The sequence below is a fragment of the Pseudomonas sp. L13 genome (assembly GCF_009935965.1).
Classification (GTDB): domain Bacteria; phylum Pseudomonadota; class Gammaproteobacteria; order Pseudomonadales; family Pseudomonadaceae; genus Aquipseudomonas; species Aquipseudomonas lactis.
Map to the genome: position 1 here is coordinate 24,566 of NZ_QODJ01000055.1, position 16,530 is coordinate 41,095.

Annotated in this window: 20 protein-coding genes and 2 pseudogenes; 15 read left to right on the plus strand and 7 right to left on the minus strand. The window is 59.3% G+C overall.

The genetic code is table 11. From position 1 onward, the window contains the following. The first annotated feature begins 31 nt into the window (after positions 1-31). The 3 genes from DK871_RS22710 to DK871_RS22720 are packed head-to-tail and all read left to right on the plus strand — an operon-like array spanning position 32 to position 2,804. The gene (locus DK871_RS22710; protein WP_161906703.1) at positions 32-1,042 is read left to right on the plus strand and encodes an ABC transporter substrate-binding protein; all 1,011 of its coding nucleotides are present in this window, start codon (positions 32-34) and stop codon (positions 1,040-1,042) included. Then, on the plus strand, positions 1,039-2,043 hold the full coding sequence (locus DK871_RS22715) for an iron ABC transporter permease (protein ID WP_161906704.1): 1,005 nt from the start codon (positions 1,039-1,041) through the stop codon (positions 2,041-2,043). Before DK871_RS22710 ends, DK871_RS22715 begins: the two co-directional genes overlap by 4 nt. Then, on the plus strand, positions 2,040-2,804 hold the full coding sequence (locus DK871_RS22720; RefSeq protein WP_161906705.1) for an ABC transporter ATP-binding protein: 765 nt from the start codon (positions 2,040-2,042) through the stop codon (positions 2,802-2,804). The genes DK871_RS22715 and DK871_RS22720 overlap by 4 nt, the downstream gene beginning before the upstream one ends. Positions 2,805-2,975: 171 nt before the next feature. Here the strand turns inward: DK871_RS22720 and DK871_RS22725 are convergent. Together DK871_RS22725 and DK871_RS22730 are read right to left on the minus strand one after the other, a co-directional pair. Then, positions 2,976-3,904 (minus strand): annotated as a pseudogene (locus tag DK871_RS22725) (alpha/beta hydrolase). Next, complete coding sequence (locus DK871_RS22730) at positions 3,904-4,344, minus strand: TspO/MBR family protein (RefSeq protein WP_014719179.1); 441 nt, start codon at positions 4,342-4,344, stop codon at positions 3,904-3,906. Before DK871_RS22730 ends, DK871_RS22725 begins: the two are co-directional and overlap by 1 nt. A gap of 191 nt (positions 4,345-4,535) precedes the next feature. On the opposite strand from DK871_RS22730, the gene chrA reads away from it, so the two are divergent. Further along, positions 4,536-5,732 carry a chromate efflux transporter gene (gene chrA / locus DK871_RS22735; protein WP_161906706.1) on the plus strand — a complete coding sequence of 399 codons (1,197 nt, stop codon included), beginning with the start codon at positions 4,536-4,538 and terminating at the stop codon, positions 5,730-5,732. 18 nt (positions 5,733-5,750) lie between these two features. On the opposite strand, the gene DK871_RS22740 is transcribed toward chrA, so the two are convergent. Further along, positions 5,751-6,317: a nucleotidyltransferase family protein gene (locus tag DK871_RS22740; RefSeq protein ID WP_161906707.1), complete on the minus strand. Its 567-nt coding sequence runs from the start codon at positions 6,315-6,317 to the stop codon at positions 5,751-5,753. Between the two features lie 428 nt (positions 6,318-6,745). Between DK871_RS22740 and DK871_RS22745 the strand changes: the two genes are divergently transcribed. From DK871_RS22745 to DK871_RS29320, 5 genes and pseudogenes are all read left to right on the plus strand, one after another. After that, positions 6,746-6,976 (plus strand): DUF6124 family protein, encoded by a 231-nt coding sequence (locus tag DK871_RS22745; protein WP_161906708.1) that lies wholly within the window; start codon positions 6,746-6,748, stop codon positions 6,974-6,976. A gap of 294 nt (positions 6,977-7,270) precedes the next feature. Continuing rightward, entirely contained in the window at positions 7,271-8,446 is a 1,176-nt protein-coding gene (locus tag DK871_RS22750; protein ID WP_161906709.1) for a MerR family transcriptional regulator, read from the plus strand. A gap of 47 nt (positions 8,447-8,493) precedes the next feature. Then, positions 8,494-8,751 (plus strand): YjhX family toxin, encoded by a 258-nt coding sequence (locus tag DK871_RS22755; protein WP_161906710.1) that lies wholly within the window; start codon positions 8,494-8,496, stop codon positions 8,749-8,751. Positions 8,752-8,765: 14 nt separating this feature from the next. Next, positions 8,766-9,317 (plus strand): annotated as a pseudogene (locus DK871_RS29315) (HD family hydrolase); the annotation flags it as partial. Positions 9,318-9,326: 9 nt separating this feature from the next. After that, a complete protein-coding gene (locus DK871_RS29320) occupies positions 9,327-9,833 on the plus strand; it encodes a GNAT family N-acetyltransferase (protein ID WP_256677514.1) in 507 nt (168 codons plus the stop codon). A gap of 292 nt (positions 9,834-10,125) precedes the next feature. Here the strand turns inward: DK871_RS29320 and DK871_RS22765 are convergent, their stop codons facing one another. Continuing rightward, positions 10,126-10,641: a GNAT family N-acetyltransferase gene (locus DK871_RS22765; RefSeq protein WP_161906712.1), complete on the minus strand. Its 516-nt coding sequence runs from the start codon at positions 10,639-10,641 to the stop codon at positions 10,126-10,128. 120 nt (positions 10,642-10,761) lie between these two features. On the opposite strand from DK871_RS22765, the gene DK871_RS22770 reads away from it, so the two are divergent. Beyond that, entirely contained in the window at positions 10,762-11,256 is a 495-nt protein-coding gene (locus tag DK871_RS22770) for a GNAT family N-acetyltransferase (protein ID WP_161906713.1), read from the plus strand. Between the two features lie 6 nt (positions 11,257-11,262). Here DK871_RS22770 and DK871_RS22775 read toward each other — a convergent pair whose 3' ends face one another. Beyond that, complete coding sequence (locus DK871_RS22775; RefSeq protein ID WP_057014716.1) at positions 11,263-11,496, minus strand: hypothetical protein; 234 nt, start codon at positions 11,494-11,496, stop codon at positions 11,263-11,265. A gap of 160 nt (positions 11,497-11,656) precedes the next feature. Here DK871_RS22775 and DK871_RS22780 point away from each other — a divergent pair, with 160 nt between their 5' ends. The 3 genes from DK871_RS22780 (at position 11,657) to DK871_RS22790 (ending at position 13,563) form a co-directional block, all read left to right on the plus strand. Continuing rightward, the gene (locus DK871_RS22780; RefSeq protein WP_161906714.1) at positions 11,657-12,199 is read left to right on the plus strand and encodes a GNAT family N-acetyltransferase; all 543 of its coding nucleotides are present in this window, start codon (positions 11,657-11,659) and stop codon (positions 12,197-12,199) included. 33 nt (positions 12,200-12,232) lie between these two features. Beyond that, positions 12,233-12,475 carry a hypothetical protein gene (locus tag DK871_RS22785; RefSeq protein ID WP_161906715.1) on the plus strand — a complete coding sequence of 81 codons (243 nt, stop codon included), beginning with the start codon at positions 12,233-12,235 and terminating at the stop codon, positions 12,473-12,475. A gap of 722 nt (positions 12,476-13,197) precedes the next feature. After that, positions 13,198-13,563, plus strand: a complete 366-nt coding sequence (locus DK871_RS22790; RefSeq protein WP_161906716.1) for a hypothetical protein — start codon at positions 13,198-13,200, stop codon at positions 13,561-13,563. A 10-nt stretch (positions 13,564-13,573) separates the two neighbouring features. On the opposite strand, the gene DK871_RS22795 is transcribed toward DK871_RS22790, so the two are convergent. Continuing rightward, entirely contained in the window at positions 13,574-14,293 is a 720-nt protein-coding gene (locus DK871_RS22795; RefSeq protein WP_161906717.1) for a class I SAM-dependent methyltransferase, read from the minus strand. A gap of 185 nt (positions 14,294-14,478) precedes the next feature. Between DK871_RS22795 and DK871_RS22800 the strand changes: the two genes are divergently transcribed. Together DK871_RS22800 and DK871_RS22805 are read left to right on the plus strand one after the other, a co-directional pair. Next, the gene (locus DK871_RS22800; protein WP_161906718.1) at positions 14,479-14,847 is read left to right on the plus strand and encodes a cupin domain-containing protein; all 369 of its coding nucleotides are present in this window, start codon (positions 14,479-14,481) and stop codon (positions 14,845-14,847) included. A gap of 201 nt (positions 14,848-15,048) precedes the next feature. Next, positions 15,049-15,603 (plus strand): cytochrome b, encoded by a 555-nt coding sequence (locus DK871_RS22805; RefSeq protein ID WP_161906720.1) that lies wholly within the window; start codon positions 15,049-15,051, stop codon positions 15,601-15,603. 69 nt (positions 15,604-15,672) lie between these two features. Here the strand turns inward: DK871_RS22805 and DK871_RS22810 are convergent. Further along, a partial coding sequence (locus DK871_RS22810; protein WP_161906719.1) for a DUF6396 domain-containing protein occupies positions 15,673-16,530 on the minus strand: 858 nt, incomplete at its 5' end.

Consider the following 16,530-nt stretch of genomic DNA (forward strand, 5'->3'; position numbering starts at 1 on the left):
CTGCACCCCTGGCTCACTCGGAGATCGCCCCATGCTGCCACGTGTTACCGCCCTGATCGCAGGCCTGAGTGCCTGCGCCCTGGCCCACGCCGCGCCAAGCCACTACCCACTGACCGTGGAAAACTGCGGCAGCAGCCTGACCTTCCAGCAAGCACCCGCTCGCAGCGTGAGCATCGGCCAGGCCGCCACCGAGATGCTCTATGCCTTGGGCGTGGGCGATAAAGTGGTGGGCACCTCGCTGTGGTTTAACAACGTGTTGCCACAGTACAAGGCGCAGAACGACCGCATCGAGCGCCTGGCCAACAACGAGCCAAGCTTTGAAGCAGTGATCGCCAAGCGCCCGCAACTGGTGGCGGCCGAACTGGAATGGGTGGTGGGCCCGCAAGGCGTGGTTGGCACCCGTGAGCAATTCCATGAGTTGAAGATCCCCACCTACGTGCTGCCGTCCGATTGCGAGGCCAAGGACAACCTGGTCGGCGCAGACGGCACGCGGTTGCAGCCGTTTCGCATCGAGACGATTTACCAGAGCATCCACCAGCTTGCGCAGATTTTCGACGTGCAGGCGCGCGGCCAACAGTTGAACGATCAGCTCAAGGCGCGCCTGGCCGCATCCATCGCCACCGCCCAGGGCAAAGGCTTGAAGCAGGCCAGCGCACTGGTGTGGTTCTCCAGTGCCGAGATGGCCAGCGACCCTTATGTGGCCGGCCATAAAGGCGTGCCGCAATTCATGCTGCACACCCTGGGCCTGCACAACGTGGTGCAGTCCGATGAAGAATGGCCCGCCGTCGGCTGGGAAACCATCGCCAAGGCCAACCCCACTTTCCTGGTGATCGCGCGCATGGACCGTCGCCGCTACCCCGCCGACGACCACGAGAAGAAACTCGCCTTCCTGCGCAGCGACCCCGTCACCCGCAACATGGACGCGGTGAAACACAACCGCATCATCATCCTCGATGCCCTGGCACTGCAGGCCAGCCTGCGCACGTTCGACGGCCTGGAACAACTCGCTACCGCCATCGACGGCTACGACCTGGGCCAATGATGCGCACCCTCCTTGCCCTCGCCCTGCTGTTGCTCGCGCTGCTCGCTGGCGTGGCCATCGGCGAAACCGCCATCGAACCGCAGGTGGTGTTGCAGGTGCTCGCCAATAAGCTCTGGGCCGCGGGCTATGCGCTAGACCCGATCGATGAAGGCGTGGTGTGGAATTACCGCCTGACCCGCACCCTGGTGGCCGCAGCCTGCGGTGCCGGGCTGGCGACCTGCGGGGTGATTCTGCAATCGTTGCTGCGCAACCCGCTGGCAGACCCGTACCTGTTGGGCATCAGCGCCGGCGCCTCCACCGGTGCGGTGCTCGTTGTGCTGATCGGTGTGGGCGGCGGGCTGGTGTCGTTGTCGACAGGGGCATTTGTAGGCGCCATGGCCGCGTTTGCGCTGGTGATTCTGCTCGCCCGCGCCAGCGGATCGTCCAACGGCACCGGGCAAATCATCCTCGCGGGCATTGCCGGCTCGCAATTGTTCAATGCCCTGACCGCATTCCTCATCACCAAGTCGGCCAGCTCCGAACAAGCCCGCGGCATTTTGTTCTGGCTGCTGGGCAACCTCAGCGGCGTGCGCTGGCCGTCGGTGTGGTTGGCGGTGCCGGTGGCGGCGTTAGGGCTGGCGGTGTGCCTGTGGCATCGTCGCGCACTGGATGCGTTCACCTTTGGCAGCGACTCGGCGGCCTCCCTGGGCATTCCGGTGCGCCGCGTGCAATTTGTGCTGGTGGCCTGCGCCGCGTTGGTCACGGCGGTAATGGTGTCCATCGTCGGCTCCATCGGCTTTGTCGGCTTGGTGATTCCCCACGCTGCGCGCCTATTGCTCGGCACCGGGCATTCGCGCTTACTGCCGGCCAGCGCCTTGGGCGGCGCGCTGTTCCTGATCGCCGCCGATGTGCTGTCACGCACCCTGATCAAGGGCCAAGTGATTCCCGTTGGGGTGGTCACGGCGCTAGTGGGCGCGCCGGTGTTTGCGCTGATCCTGATTGGCCGGAGGAACGCCCGATGAGCGTGCTCAGTTGCCGCGGTCTGGGTTTCAAGGTGCGTGAGGCGCAGTTGCTGCGTGACATTGACCTGGACGTGCAGTTGGGTGAAACCCTCGGCATCGTCGGGCCCAATGGTTCGGGCAAATCCACCCTGCTCAAATTGCTCGCTGGATTACGTGTGCCGGCCAGCGGTGATGTTCGCCTGGGTGGCAAGCGGCTCGGTGAGTTGTCGCGCCGCACCATCGCGCAACAGCTGGCGGTCGTGGAGCAACAGGCCGACACCGACGACGCCATCCGCGTGTTCGACGCCGTGGCCCTGGGCCGCACGCCGTGGCTGTCGGCGCTGAGCCCGTGGTCGCGTGAAGACGACGCCATCGTGCACCAGGCGCTGCACGACGTAGACGCCACCCACCTGAGCCAACGCGCCTGGCGCAGCCTCTCCGGTGGCGAACGCCAGCGCGTGCATATCGCCCGTGCCCTGGCGCAACGGCCGCAGATTTTGTTGCTGGACGAGCCGACCAATCACCTGGATATCCAGCATCAACTGGCGATCCTCAAAGGCGTGCAAGGCTTGCCGGTGACCACCCTGATTGCGCTGCACGACCTGAACCAGGCGCTGACCTGTGACCGCCTGGCCGTGCTGGATCGCGGTCGGCTGGTGGCGCTGGGTAAGCCACTGGAAGTGCTGACGCCACGCCGTTTACAGGAGACATTCGGGGTGCAGGGGCATTACCTTACCGACCCCTTCGACGGCGCACACATCCTGCGCCTGCGCTCCAACTGAAGCCCCGAATTTGTAGGAGCGAGCTTGCTCGCGAAAAACCCACAGGCGCCGCATTCATCCAGGAAAAACGCGTTATCGTTGACGTTTTTCGCGAGCAAGCTCGCTCCTACAGAAGCCGATCAAGCCCACAGAAGTCGGTGCATATGGGTTGTCCCTTTTGCCGCCTGAATGCTAAAGGCCATTGCCAAGAATGCGACCTGTTATCCACTGGCGGCTGTACGCCAACACCCTGTCGGCCATCGCCACCGGAAAATGAATAAAGCCATGGGCCGCCTCCGGCAGCAGGTGCGCCTCAACGCCCGCCCATCGCTCGGCGATCAGCAGGGTGTCATCCTTGAGCGGGTCCAACTCGCCCACGAACATCAGCGCTGGCGGCAACCCCTCAAAGTCCCCATGCAAGGGCGACAGCGGTGGCTGCCGGCGCACCTCGTCGCTGATCCCCGGCGTTAGCAGACGCAGCGCCTGGACCATGCCCGGCCCGTCCAGCAACAAGGTGTCCGGCCCGGCGGTGCGTACGCTCGGTGTGCCGGTCAAGTCGTAGACGCCGTAATACAGCACCGCCCCGCTCACCCGTTGCAGTAACTCGGGCCATGCTTGAGCGCCAACAAGGTGGCCGCCGCCAAGTGCCCGCCGGCCGATTCACCGACAAAAAACACTGGCAGGCCGGCAAACTCCGGGCAGTCGGCCAACAGCCAACGCGCCGCCACCAGGCAATCATCCAGCAGCCCCTCAATCGGTGTATCGACCGCCAGCCGGTAATCCACCGACACCACCGCAACGTCACAGGCGTTGACCATGCCGAGGTTCAAGTCGTCATCCATTTGCGCATTGCCGATCACCCAGCCACCGCCGTGGATATCCAGCACCACGCCTTTGGGCTTGCCGCTGGGGCGCAGGATGCGCACGGGCACCGTGCCTACCTTTTTGAGCTCCACCACAGGCGCCTTCTTGAACGTCTGGCTGGCGCGCAGCAGTGCCTGGATCAGGCGCGGCGTGACGCGGTTGCGGATCTTGAACCGCGGCGTCCACGCCAGTTTCTGATTGAAGCGGCGCATCTGCGCCCGTTCGGGCTCGCTGGCGGGCCACTGCTGGTAGGCCATCAGCGGTTATTACGCAGGATCGAGAAGTTCAACGCCGCGGCCACGCACAGCCACACCAGATACGGGAACAGAATCAGGCCGGTAATCAGGTCCAGGCGCACGGCCAGCAGCACCATCGCCGCCACGGTGAGCCACAAGAGCACGATAATCACCATCCCGGCGAACAACCGATGGGCACCGAAAAACACTGGCGTCCACAGCGTGTTCAACGCAATCTGCGCCGCCCACAGGGCCAACACCATTTCGCTGCCGGGAATCAGGGTCAAGCGGTAACCGGCCCAGGCCAGCAGCAGGTAGATGATCGTCCAGGCCACTGGGAACAGCCAATTGGGCGGGGTAAAGCTGGGCTTGACCAGGGATTCGTACCAGGCGCCGGGTTTGAAGATCACGCCGGTACTGGCGGCGGCGGCGCAGGCGAGCAGGAAGATAAAAAAGGTCATGGTCGGTCCTTGAGGTCGAGTGGGTGGAAAACAACGCTCTGCTTTCAGTGACTCAAATCAGCGCCCATAAATTCAATGTGGCGCGCAAAAATGACATGCGGGCGGCCTCTTCTACGCGTCATAAAAAATGGTTAAGGTTCTGAAACCCTATCGATCTGCGCCGTATCGAATAGCTCGCCACGAGGCATCCCTTGCCCCCTATCGCCGATCACCGTAGCAGCCCCTGGTCAGTATTTCTGATCTTCCTGCGCCTGGGCCTCACCTCCTTTGGCGGCCCGATTGCACACCTGGGTTATTTTCGCGAAGCGTTCGTTATTCAGCGCCAGTGGCTGAGCGAGCGCAGCTACGCCGAACTGGTCGCCCTGTGCCAATTCCTGCCCGGCCCGGCCAGCAGCCAGGTCGGCATTGCGCTGGGCCTATCACGGGCGGGCTACAGCGGCGCCGTGGCGGCCTGGGCCGGGTTCACCTTGCCGTCGGCCATCGCCCTGATCCTGCTTGCCTTGGGCCTGGCCCACTACGGTGGCGCGCTGCCCAATGGCGCGCTGCATGGCCTGAAAGTCGTCGCCGTGGCCGTGGTGGCCCAAGCCGTGTGGGGCATGGCGCGCAGCCTGTGCCGGGACGCTTTACGGGTGGGGTTGATGTTGATTGCCGCAGCCGTAGTGCTGCTGGCACCCTCCGCCTGGGCTCAAGTCGGGGTCATGATCGCCGCAGGCGTGGCCGGCCTGCTGCTGTTCAAGCCCGAGACCCGTGCCGAAGCCGACGCCCTGCCCATCGCCATCAGCCGCCGTACCGGCGCCCTATCGCTGGTGCTGTTTGTGCTGTTGCTGATGGGCTTGCCGATGCTCGCCGGATGGGTGCCCAACCCCACGTTGGCACTGGTAGACGCCTTCTACCGCACCGGTGCGCTGGTCTTCGGTGGCGGCCACGTGGTGTTGCCATTGCTGCAAGCCGAAGTGGTGCCCAGCCAATGGGTGAGCAACGACGTGTTCCTGGCCGGCTACGGCGCCACCCAGGCCGTGCCCGGCCCGCTGTTCACCTTCGCCGCGTTCCTTGGCGCCTCCATGAGCCACGCCCCGAGCGGTTGGCTTGGCGGCGTGATCGCGCTGCTGGCGATCTTCGCGCCGTCGTTTCTGCTGATCTTTGGCGCCTTGCCCTTCTGGGCCAGCCTGCGCAAAAGCCCACGCACCCAGGCGGCGCTGGCCGGCGTCAATGCGGCGGTGGTCGGCCTGCTGCTGGCGGCGTTGTATCAGCCGGTCTGGACCAGCGCGATCTACAACGGCTACGACCTCGTCCTGGCGTTACTCGCATTGGTCGCGCTGATGGTGTGGAAGCTGCCGCCCTGGCTGGTGGTGATAGGTTGCGGCCTACTCGGCGCGGCACTTCTGTAGGAGCGAGCTTGCTCGCTCCTACAGCATTGGGGCTACAATCTTGAGCCACGGCCAACGCGCCTGATAACTCCTGGCTTTGTCTAAAAACAGCTCCGGCTCCGGATGCAAGGGATTGATGCGCAACACCCCCTGCTCCACATCCTCCAAGCCATAAGGCGCATACACCTCGCCCGAGGCAATCTCCAGCGCAATACACGTGCCCGCCACCAGGTAACGGTCAACCCCCTGCCGAGCCGAATGCAACTGCGGGTAAGGCCGGCCAAACCGCTGGCCGTACCAAAGGTGAACCCGCGCCTGATTCCTGACCTCCACGTTCACGCCCAGGTCTTGGAATAGCACCTGCGCCGCACGAATTACCGCGTCCTCTGCCTCGTAAGAAAGGTCCTCGTCAAAGTAAAAAACGTCGTAGTCCTTCACGCCCTGAGCCGCCGGCAAATTCGCCTGATGATTCCACACCGCCTGGAACAAACAGCCCGCCGTGAGCATGCACTGCTGCACGCCAAGCTCCGGCAGCCGCGCCGTGATTTGCGCATTGATCGGATTGGCCATGGCCAATTCGAGCAGGGTGTCGACCGTCAATGTCATGTTCAATCCTCCATCGTCAGCGCCAACCATAACACCGGAATATGGCACTTCTGTAGGAGCGAGCTTGCTCGCGAAAACCCCAAACGATAACGCAGCGCCTGAAGGCAAAATCCGATTCCCCTGCCGCACCTTGCTCCATTGCCTACGCCTGCGTCAGAATCCGGCGGCTTGTGCGCTGAGGTGGCCGTCTCTAAGGTGGCTCGGTCGCTGAATTGTTCAGTGATCGGGTTTAGTAGCCCACCTTGGACCTAACAAGTGCACACGCTTCATCCATCAGACGCTCCCGTCTGTGCTTGATGGTGGCTGTGCGTAGGGCGTCCTCGGACGCGCCGGTTTTGTTAGGTTCCACCGGTCTACTAACCTGCGTACAGCTACCGCCCTTATTGTTTAGTAGCGATGGGGAAGTGGCCCAAGCAAGGAACTTAACCATGGTTAACGATTCAACCACGCTCTTCAACGTCGCCCCCAACGCCAGCAACGAAACCCTCATCACCAACAGCTACGAAACCTTCACCAGCGTCAGCACCCTGCTGCTCGACCTGTCTGAAGACCTCAACGGCAAACAACGCGACATCGCCCTGGCTATTCACCAACTGAGCGAGCTGGGCGTGCTCCTCACCGCCAGACTCCTCGACCGTGAAGCGCCCTGCCCTGGTTGATGATCGTCTCGTCAACTCATTAGCCTGAGGACTCGCCGCGTCGTTGTAAGCTGCATACGACGACTCGGCGATTTAGCACTTGACGGCCTTGGTGTATTCAGCCTCGGCACAAAGCCCTTTACGATGACGAAGGCGACGGCTGCTTTCGGCCAGAAGCGGACATTCAAAGCACAAACCGCTCCAGTCAAAGCACTGACGTTGTCGCAAAGAAAAAAGCTCCTTCAGTAAATTTACCTCTTTACCTGTCTACAGCTTCATAGTTTATGTTGTACGCCATGGAACGAGGGACAGGTTATGTATCGCATTTCCGAGTTGGCGCTGAAAGTGGGTTTGAGCCGTTCGACGCTGCTCTATTACGAAAAGCTGGGGTTGATTACCTCCACGCGCCAGGCCAATGGATATCGCGCCTATTCGACGCATGATCTGCAACAGTTGAAGTTGCTGCAGCAGCTGCAAGCCGGTGGGCTGACTTTGAAAGAGTGCCAGGCGTGCCTGGACACACGCATCGACAGGTCATTGTTGCTTGAGCGGTTACAGACGCTGGAACACGAGATTGCGCAGAAGCAACAATCCCGGGATCTACTGGCCGCCATGCTGGGGCAAGCCTCGATGCGTGGCTGGCACCAGGCGCTGGAGAACCAGGCCCCAGGCGCGCATCTGGCCTGGTTGCTCAAACAGGGCTTCAACGAAAAGCAGGCATTGCGCTTGAAGTGGTTATCAAAGGATATGAATGAGCATGACCACTATATGGCCGATTTCGAGCGACTCTTTGATGGCTTGGATCGCCTGGGACCGGGCTCTGCCGAAGACACACTGGCAGCCCTGAGTGCGTTGCCCGCCGTACCGAAGACGCTGTTGGACGTCGGTTGCGGCCGAGGGGCGAGCACGCTGTTATTGGCCCGCCATACCCAAGGGCAGGTCACCGCCGTGGACAACGACGAATATAGCCTGGCTCACGTGCAGGCGGCCGTCGCGGCCAATGCGTTGGAGCAGCGCGTCCGGCTACTAAGCGCTAGCATGACTGAACTGCCCTTTGAAGACGGTTCATTTGATGCCATTTGGGCCGAAGGCAGTGCTTACATCATGGGGTTTGGGCTGGCGCTCAAAAGCTGGAGACGGCTTATCAAACCGCAAGGTTTTCTGGTCGTCAGTGATTTGATCTGGCTAACCGATAGCCCGCACGCTGAAGCGTTTTCCTTCTGGAAGAAAAACTATCCGGACATGACGACGCTTCGGGACCGAGTTTCCAGCTTGGGCCCACTGGGTTATCGGGTCCTGCACAGTTTTCCCTTGAGTCGCCATGCGTGGGAAAACTACGTGGCGCCTTTGCGTAAAAAAGTCGCAGAAGTGTCTGCAAGCGACTTTTCCTCAAATGCTCTGGCAGACATCAAGGACGAGTTGGCTATCCACGAACGTTTTCTGGATGACTACGGCTATCAGTTTTTCGTGTTGCAGAAAAACAGCGCCTAGTACCGACGCAGCGTTCATTAGCTTCTGACACTTATTGGGTGGACAGTATGAATATTTCCAAATCGGAACAACGGACGCTGCACGTCCTCGCAAAAGGCGGGCGCATCTCTCACCAGCGCGACGCATCAGGTCGAGTGAGGGCAGTGGAATGCTATACCCGAGAAGGCTATTTGCTTTCTGACTGCACGCTCAGCGTGTTTAACAAACTAAGGGCCAAGAGGTTGCTCAAGTCCACGGACGGCCAGCCTTATCGCGTCAACAAGTCAGGGTTGCAGGCGGTGCGTCCGCAACTGGATAACCGTTAATCTTCGGAGTTGTCATGAATATCGAAACACTGAAAGGACGCCTGGACTTCCTGCGCGAAGCGGAGCAACTCAAAAGTGTGCTCAGAAGTGCCCACACGTCATCCGGCCGCCAAGAAAGTACCGCCGAGCATAGTTGGCGATTAAGTCTGATGGCGATGGTGTTCGCTGACGAACTCAAAGGCCTTGATCTGTTGAAAGTGCTCAAGCTCTGCCTGATTCATGATCTGGGTGAGGCCATAAGCGGCGATATACCCGCTGTGAGCAAGAACGACTTTCCAGATAAAACCGAGCAAGAGCGCGCCGACCTCTTACAGCTCACTCGTTCGCTGGATGAAGGTTTGCGCGCACAAATAATGACGCTGTGGGAAGACTACGAAAACGCCGGCTCCCCTGAGGCCCAGGCTGTTAAAGCACTGGACAAGCTGGAGACGATCCTGCAGCACAACCAAGGCATGAACCCACGTGGTTTTGATTACGCATTTAACCTGACCTATGGCGACCAGTACACAAAAACCACTGATCTGTTCCGCACGCTGCGGGACCTGATTGATCAAGACACCCGAGAGCACTTCAATATGAGCCTGAATATCCGCAATGAACTACCTGAAGACAGCAAACGTATATCCGCAGTGACGGCGCAGGCATTCGAGCGGGAAGCACATTCCAGCCACACCGAGCAATTCATTGTCGATGCACTACGCCAAGCCGGGCAATTAACCGTTTCGCTGGTGGCAGTAGTGAATGATGAAATCGTTGGGCACGTCGCCATTTCCCCAGTCACCGTGTCTTCTGGAGCTGCGGGTTGGTATGGGCTGGGGCCGATATCCGTATTGCCTGAGCTCCAAGGCCTGCGGATTGGTTCATCCTTGATGAAAACCGCGCTCGCCAAGTTGCAAAGTAAAGGCGCAAATGGCTGTGTTGTGTTGGGCAATCCTGACTACTACGGTCGCTTTGGCTTCAAAGCTCACGCTGGCTTGGAGCTGACTGGGGTTCCCCAGGAGTATTTCCAAACGCTGTCTTTTGGCGGTGAGTTACCAACAGGCACTGTGCAATATCATGAGTCTTTTGACGCGACAGAGTGAATCTTGAGGGCTGCCACTTTTCATCCTGACCGTGTTCGGCTAACCCCGCTGAATTTCTCGGAGGTATACCAATTCTTCGAGGAGATTTCAGTCGTTAGTAGCAGGTCGCAAGGGGCGTTTTAAACTCCGCTTTTGGCCGACAGTTGCCCTTTGCGAAGGGCAGCTTGGGGTCGATAGCAGTCGATCATGACCGACCGCTTCTGGCCGATAGCGGCCCCCAAGAGAAAGGGTGACTGCTGGCCGATTTCTGCCGTTCGTGAAGGGCAGCAATCGGCCAACCTGATACCCCGAGTTAAACCACCGGTATCTGATACACAACCGAATCATATTTCTCCGCCATCCGCCTCTCGATGACCACTCCCCCCAAAGCTTCGGCAATACGTCGACTCGCACTATTCTGCGTCGCAACAGGATAGATGAAGCTCTCTGCCACCACCCACTGGCTAGCCCACTGAACAACCGCCCGCACCGCTTCACCACCAACCCCCAACCCATGTTTATCTTCACGAATCCAGATACCCAACTCCGGTGTTTCACTACCGGTATCGTGCAACCCAACCAAGCCGGTAAAACGGGCATTCACCAGCTCCCTGACCGTGAACACGATGTCGCTGCCATCCGCTATCGCAGGCAGCCACCGCCCCCAGACTTGCGCGTACTCTTCTAGCGAGGCAGGCGGTTCCCAGGACACGTAGCGAGTCAAAGACGGTGTGATACAAGCGAAAGACTCAGCAGCGTCCTGCTCGCAGAAGGGCTCAATGCTAAGGCGTTGCGAGAGAATGCGGATTGGGTGAATGTCCACTGGCATGGCAATGTCCTTCCTGGGGTACCGTTACTCCATGTATGCCGTGAACATACCATGCGGGTCGCTTCATCAATCTCAGACTCTCTATACTGAGCCCCCAGGATGGTAGTTGGAGCACACCATATGCCCGTCGCACCCAATCAAAATTCCCCCATCATTTTGGTCCCTGCTCAACAAAGCGACTTGGATGATCTTGTAGCCATTCGAATTGAGGCCACGCGCGAAAGCCTGGAGCGTATTGGGCGATTTGATCCGGTCCGTGCGCGGGAGCGGTTTCTTGGCGGCTTTGAAGCTCGCGACACACGCTATATCGAGGCAGCTGGAGAGAGAGTGGGTTTCGTAGTGGTCAAACATCACCCCAATGAACTCTTGCTCGACCACTTGTATGTAAGGCCGAGCGCGCAAGGTTCAGGGGTAGGGTCGGCTGTTCTCACGCAGATTTTCAGAGAGGCGGATGCGGCTGCGCTGCCTATTAAAGTGGGGGCTCTCAAAGAAAGCGCTTCGAATCGCTTTTATACCCGCCATGGCTTCCAGTTCATCGAAAGCAGTGAATTCGACAATTATTATGTTCGTCAGCCTATTCCGGCGATTGGCGCTCATTCCGCAACCATGGGCTGACGTGCACTAGCCCTTCAGTTCACTAGCCCGATTGCTCGCCGCGTCGTCATACGCCACATACAACGACTCTGCAATTTGGCTTTTGATCGCCTTGGTGGACTCCAAACCCAGCACAAAACCCTCGGCTTTACCGCCAGCACGGTTAAGTTCTTCATGGGTGGAGGCGCCAGTAATAGCGTCAAGCAGCTTGGCGGCGTGAGGGCCGACGCCTTTGGGGAGGGAGATTTGGTCGATGGACATTATCGCTACCTTGAAAAAATGAGTTCGGAAGCGAGTGGAACCACTGCCGGGGCTGGCATGGTAGACCTGTTTGCCTTGAAAGGGGTCGCTTTACGCGCAGCGGCGCTATTCTTTGCGGCTACGCAGTCAGATGGGGCCATTGGTAAATCTGGAGGGGTTTATGGAGTATTGCGTTGAGGGCTACTGTCTTCGGCCTTTGTCACGTGATGATTTCGAGAGCATCAGCCGTTACGAACGCGTCAACCGCAGGCATCTGCAACCCGGGGAGCCGCTCAGGGACGAGGAATACTTCACCATTGGCAACGCCAAGGCCAGGGTCGAGCAGCAGGTAAACAATATGCACGCTGGCAACGCTCTGTGTTTCCTCTTGCTTGAACCCGAGAGCGGAGAGGTTCTAGCGCGGTGTAACTACACGAACATTGTGAGGGGCGTTTTTCAGGCCTGTCATCTCGGCTTTTCGTTGGCGGAATCTGCCCAGGGCCGTGGCCTGATGAAAAGCACACTTCAGGTCACTAACCGTCATTGCTTTGAGCAGTTGGGTCTTCACCGGATCATGGCCAATCATTTACCCCGCAATGTGCGAAGTGAACGCCTTCTGGAGTCGCTGGGGTTTGAGAAGGAGGGACATGCGCGAGCCTATTTGAAAATTGCTGGCGTCTGGGAGGACCATACGTTGAGATCGTTGATCAACCCTGGACAATAAGCGCCCCACCCTCCCCACTCAGAAAAAAAGCTAATGCCCACCGAGCCCCTCTGCCTGGTTTTTGTCCCTGCCCTCGCTGCCGTGCTGACCGCCGCCGAATCGAAAAAAGGCGCCCCGCTCAGCGAAGTCGAAGTGTGCGATCTCCGCGACCAGGCCACTTGCATTGCGGTAACCTTCTCCACCGCGTTGGCGATGGAACAAGAACGGGATTACCCGGATATCGTTGCCGAGGATTGCTGGAATGAGTGGCAACGGTTGCGTCCCGCGCTTCAATAGCGCCCGCTCTGATCAGCATAGGTATCCAGACAACTCTGTAGCGCTCAACGGTAACCACGATGCGAAGCGAGTCGCTGTTGATCTGCTTTTGATCTTAGGCGCCCCGTTAAACCACGCTGGCCGAACGCAGGCTTGAATTCGTGGGTAACCCGGCAGGACGCCGGGTTAGCCGCCCCGCGCCATGGATGGCGCGTGGCGGCGGCCCACGGATTCAAGACTGTGTTCGGGCACACCGAGCCTAGGCGAGGTGCCGAGTGGTGGGGCAAGAGCGCTTTGCTTACTTTCGCGCTTTTCGAAAGTGAGCCGCCGTCAGGGCGGAACCCTAAGTGGCCGTTACCGCAGGAATGGATATGTACTCGGTATAGCTGTGTCGCCTATAAGGCCGCCTTCGCGAGCAAGCCCGCTCCCACAGTTTGATTGCGGGGTGTCAGGTAGATTGGCGTCGGCTGGTAGGCCGCCATCGCAGGCAAGCCAGCTCCCACAGTTGATCGTGGGGTGTCAGGTAGATTGGCGTCGGCTGGTAGGCCGTCTTCGCAGGCAAGCCAGCCCCCACATTTAGATTTCGGAACATCAGATGGATATGCATCGGCCGTCAGGCCGTCACGGGAGCAAGCTCCCTCGCCACAGATTTAGCGTTGTGCCGAAGTTGTGTAGATAGCTATGCTCTGATCAGCCTATCGTCTAACGCCCCAACCCACTCCCAGGACTCACAGACTTCCTTTATGCCACCTGCCTCACGCGACCACGCCCGTATCGAACGCCGCCTCATCGCAGCCCTGACCGACGCCTGCGAAATCGCGAAAGCTGAAATCTCGGGCTTCGAATGGCTGACGCACACCGTCGACTACCGCGCCTTCCCTCAAAGCCTGCGGGTGATCTGGGTGTTCGACAGCCGTGCGAGCAAGGAGCACGCCCTGTCCACCGGGGCCGACGCACGCATGCGCGAGCTGACCGCCGCCGCGCTGGATGACGCTGGCGTGCAGGTGACGCACATGGCCCGTTGCGTCAGTTTCGACTCCGAAGAAGAATGCCATCGCCAGCATGGCGGCGATTGGCGCCGACGATTGACCAATGTACGGGCGATCTGAAGTTGGCCATTTACTTCCCCGCTTTGCACGTCAACCAGGCTCCCCAGAAAAGGCTGCTAAAGAAACGCGTCGCGTCGCCAAACCCGGCGTCGTGCAACAGCTTCTGAACCGCGGCCTCAGAATGGGGCGGGTCAGCGCCTTGAAGGATTTTGCCGAGCTTGGCCTTCACTTCGTCCGGGGTGGCTCCGTGCTGACGCCACCGTTGGCCCCACGCCGCCAGCAGCAACGGCTGGCTGGCATAGGCATAGTGATTGCCCGCGACGATCAGCGGCGCCCCCGGTTTCAGGTGCGCCCGAATCGATTGCAGCATCCGGGCCTTGGCGTCATCACCCTCCAGATGGTGGAGCACACCGATCAAGGTGGCGGCGTCGTATGATGCGTCTGCTGGCAGGTCTTCGAGCTGCCCGAGATGCAGGGTGGTTCTATCAAGCAAGTGGTTGGCTTCCAACTGCTGCCTTGCCGCGTCCAACATCGGCTGGGAGGGATCAACGGCCATGAAGCGCCAGCCCGGTTCAAGGCTGGCCATGGCGATGATCTCCTGCGCCGTACCGCCAGCGCCGACCACAAGTACCTTGGCCGAAGGGGCATCGCCAAGGCTCGCCGCAAGCATGCAGGCTGCCAGATCCTGGCACGCGTCATAGCCCGCCAGCGCGATACGGCTTTGTCGTGCGTACTCGTTGGCTCTTGAGGTATCGAATTTGTCAGCAGGGTTGGGTGAGGATGAGTTCAAGGCGGTTCTCCGTGGCCTTGACGCAAATTACGTTAACCGTGGCAGTAAGAAAAATGCATTAATTTTATGTGCTGCATTCCCGTGGGGAATGCGGGGGGCGTGCGAATGGAGGGGTTGCAGGATCGTACAAGCCTATGACCGCTTGCTTGGATAGTCTGGCCTTCTCATCGACAGGAAGATCCCGCATGACTCAAGCACAGCCTGTAAACCTCGCGCACAAAGCCTCGCTCATCGACCAGCAATGGAGCCCAAGGGTGGTCGCCGAAATGAACGACTACCAGTTCAAGGTGGTGCGCATCGAAGGCGAATTCATTTGGCACTCGCACCCGGAAACCGATGAGGCTTTTCTGGTGCTTGAGGGCACGTTGCGTATCGACCTGCCGGGCGGCCCGGTGTATGTGAAACCGGGTGAGCTGTATGTGGTGCCACGCGGCATTGAGCACAGGACGGCGGCCGAGGGCGAAGCCAAGCTGATGATGATTGAGCCACGGGGCGTATTGAACACCGGGCACGAAGGTGGGGAGCGTACGGCCGAAAATGATCGGTGGATTTGAACAGACTACTCCCATGCACTTGGGCCTTCAGATCATCATTTGCAGGATGCATCTTTTCTTTATGTTTCGACACAGCCGCTGCCGGTGTCTCGTTGTATATGATCGGGTCGCCGCCAGACTCACTCTGGCCACTTTTCATCAAACAGCGCTTCAATGCGCTTAAAAAAAGAACGCGATGCGACTCGCCAGAAGGACAGAACAATGACGACTTGCGCCCCCCCTCTTCAGCCACATGAACACTACGACTCGGTAAGTCGCGCAGTGCATTGGCTGATGTTCTTGTTATTTGCGTGGATCTATTGCTCAGCCATAACTCACTACCTGGCGTCGGACTCTACGCTGGATAAATGGTTGTGGCCCTTTCACAAGCCCGTGGGGCTGTTATTGCTGATACTGCTAGTCCTACGTGCCGGCTGGAGTCTGCTGAGCCGACACCGCCGCCCACCGAGCATAAGCCGTGTCGCCGCCACCGGGCATGGGATGCTGTACGCACTGATGTTCCTGATCCCGCTTATCGGGATGATTCGCCAGTACGGATCCGGCCGGGCTTTTTCTGCGTTTGGCGTACCGGTCATGGACGGGTTCGAGGGGGAAAAAATCCAGTGGATGGTTGACCTGGGCAGCAACTTTCATAGTTTGCTGGGTTGGACAATGCTGGTGCTTATCCTGGGGCATGTCGGGGCAGTCATCGTGCACTATTGGCAGGGCGATGCTCAGGTACTGCAGCGCATGACAAGAGGGGGACGCAAGCACTGAAACGGCGCGGCCAGCCTCTCGGACGAAATGGAGACAGATTTATTTTCTAGAAATAAATCCGTCCCCTTTTCAGTCCTTGGCCAGTTGCTCAATCAAGGCTTCGGAGGGCTTGGGTGGCGGGACGTTGGCCAGGCGCGCTTCGACCCATTGCAGCTTGCCGTCCCAGGCCGGCAGTTTGGCCGGTGGTAGGGGGAGGATTTCATTGATTTCGGGGACTTTGGGGTTGGCGTAGGAATAATCACCCAGTACTTTGCCAACTTTCTCATAACGATCAGCGCGTTCCAGGTCTTCCTGTTGACCTAGGAAGTACAAGCGATCATCCGGTTTTGGATCACGAAAGCCATGTTCTAAGAAGGAAGTTGAAGACTCATTACCAGCCGCCACACCGAGTTGGAATGCTTCAAGCGCCTCTCTGTAACTCCCCTTTATCGACAAATTAATACCGAGGGCTGTAGCCGCCTCCCCGTTCCCCTGGTCGGCGGCACAACGATACATTTGGAGCGCAATGTCCGGGGCAATATCACTCGGCTCAAGTTTGCCGCCGACATAGTACTGGGCTTGTGCGCTACCCTGATCGGCAGCCTTGCGGTAGTAGCGCAGCGCCATGTCCGGATCCTGTTTCAGGCCCGCGGCTCCCTGCTGCAAAAAGACCCCCACGAAGTAATAGCCTGTCGCTACGCCCGCGTCGATCAGTTGCTGGCTCATACGCAGGTAGGTTTCGCCACTGAGCGTGAAGTTGCCGCGCATGGCGCCGTTCTGCAAGTTGATATTGGCCTTGTAATGACCGTTTTCGGCTGCGATGCGATACAGCCGCTCGATTTCGGCATCGACGCTTTTGTCCTGCTTGAGCTGGTTGTTCTTCTGCAACCAGCGGGCGTACTGGAACAGCACATCAGTTTCGGCGGACGGCGTGGGGATCTGTTCATG

Coding starts and splice junctions, on each gene's coding strand:
- DK871_RS22710 (WP_161906703.1), top strand. CDS start 32: ATGCTGCCACGTGTTACCGCCCTGATCGCAGGCCTGAGTGCCTGCGCC.
- DK871_RS22715 (WP_161906704.1), top strand. CDS start 1,039: ATGATGCGCACCCTCCTTGCCCTCGCCCTGCTGTTGCTCGCGCTGCTC.
- DK871_RS22720 (WP_161906705.1), top strand. CDS start 2,040: ATGAGCGTGCTCAGTTGCCGCGGTCTGGGTTTCAAGGTGCGTGAGGCG.
- DK871_RS22730 (WP_014719179.1), bottom strand. CDS start 4,344: ATGACCTTTTTTATCTTCCTGCTCGCCTGCGCCGCCGCCGCCAGTACC.
- DK871_RS22740 (WP_161906707.1), bottom strand. CDS start 6,317: ATGACATTGACGGTCGACACCCTGCTCGAATTGGCCATGGCCAATCCG.
- DK871_RS22745 (WP_161906708.1), top strand. CDS start 6,746: ATGGTTAACGATTCAACCACGCTCTTCAACGTCGCCCCCAACGCCAGC.
- DK871_RS22750 (WP_161906709.1), top strand. CDS start 7,271: ATGTATCGCATTTCCGAGTTGGCGCTGAAAGTGGGTTTGAGCCGTTCG.
- DK871_RS22755 (WP_161906710.1), top strand. CDS start 8,494: ATGAATATTTCCAAATCGGAACAACGGACGCTGCACGTCCTCGCAAAA.
- DK871_RS29320 (WP_256677514.1), top strand. CDS start 9,327: ATGAGCCTGAATATCCGCAATGAACTACCTGAAGACAGCAAACGTATA.
- DK871_RS22765 (WP_161906712.1), bottom strand. CDS start 10,641: ATGCCAGTGGACATTCACCCAATCCGCATTCTCTCGCAACGCCTTAGC.
- DK871_RS22770 (WP_161906713.1), top strand. CDS start 10,762: ATGCCCGTCGCACCCAATCAAAATTCCCCCATCATTTTGGTCCCTGCT.
- DK871_RS22775 (WP_057014716.1), bottom strand. CDS start 11,496: ATGTCCATCGACCAAATCTCCCTCCCCAAAGGCGTCGGCCCTCACGCC.
- DK871_RS22780 (WP_161906714.1), top strand. CDS start 11,657: ATGGAGTATTGCGTTGAGGGCTACTGTCTTCGGCCTTTGTCACGTGAT.
- DK871_RS22785 (WP_161906715.1), top strand. CDS start 12,233: ATGCCCACCGAGCCCCTCTGCCTGGTTTTTGTCCCTGCCCTCGCTGCC.
- DK871_RS22790 (WP_161906716.1), top strand. CDS start 13,198: ATGCCACCTGCCTCACGCGACCACGCCCGTATCGAACGCCGCCTCATC.
- DK871_RS22800 (WP_161906718.1), top strand. CDS start 14,479: ATGACTCAAGCACAGCCTGTAAACCTCGCGCACAAAGCCTCGCTCATC.
- DK871_RS22805 (WP_161906720.1), top strand. CDS start 15,049: ATGACGACTTGCGCCCCCCCTCTTCAGCCACATGAACACTACGACTCG.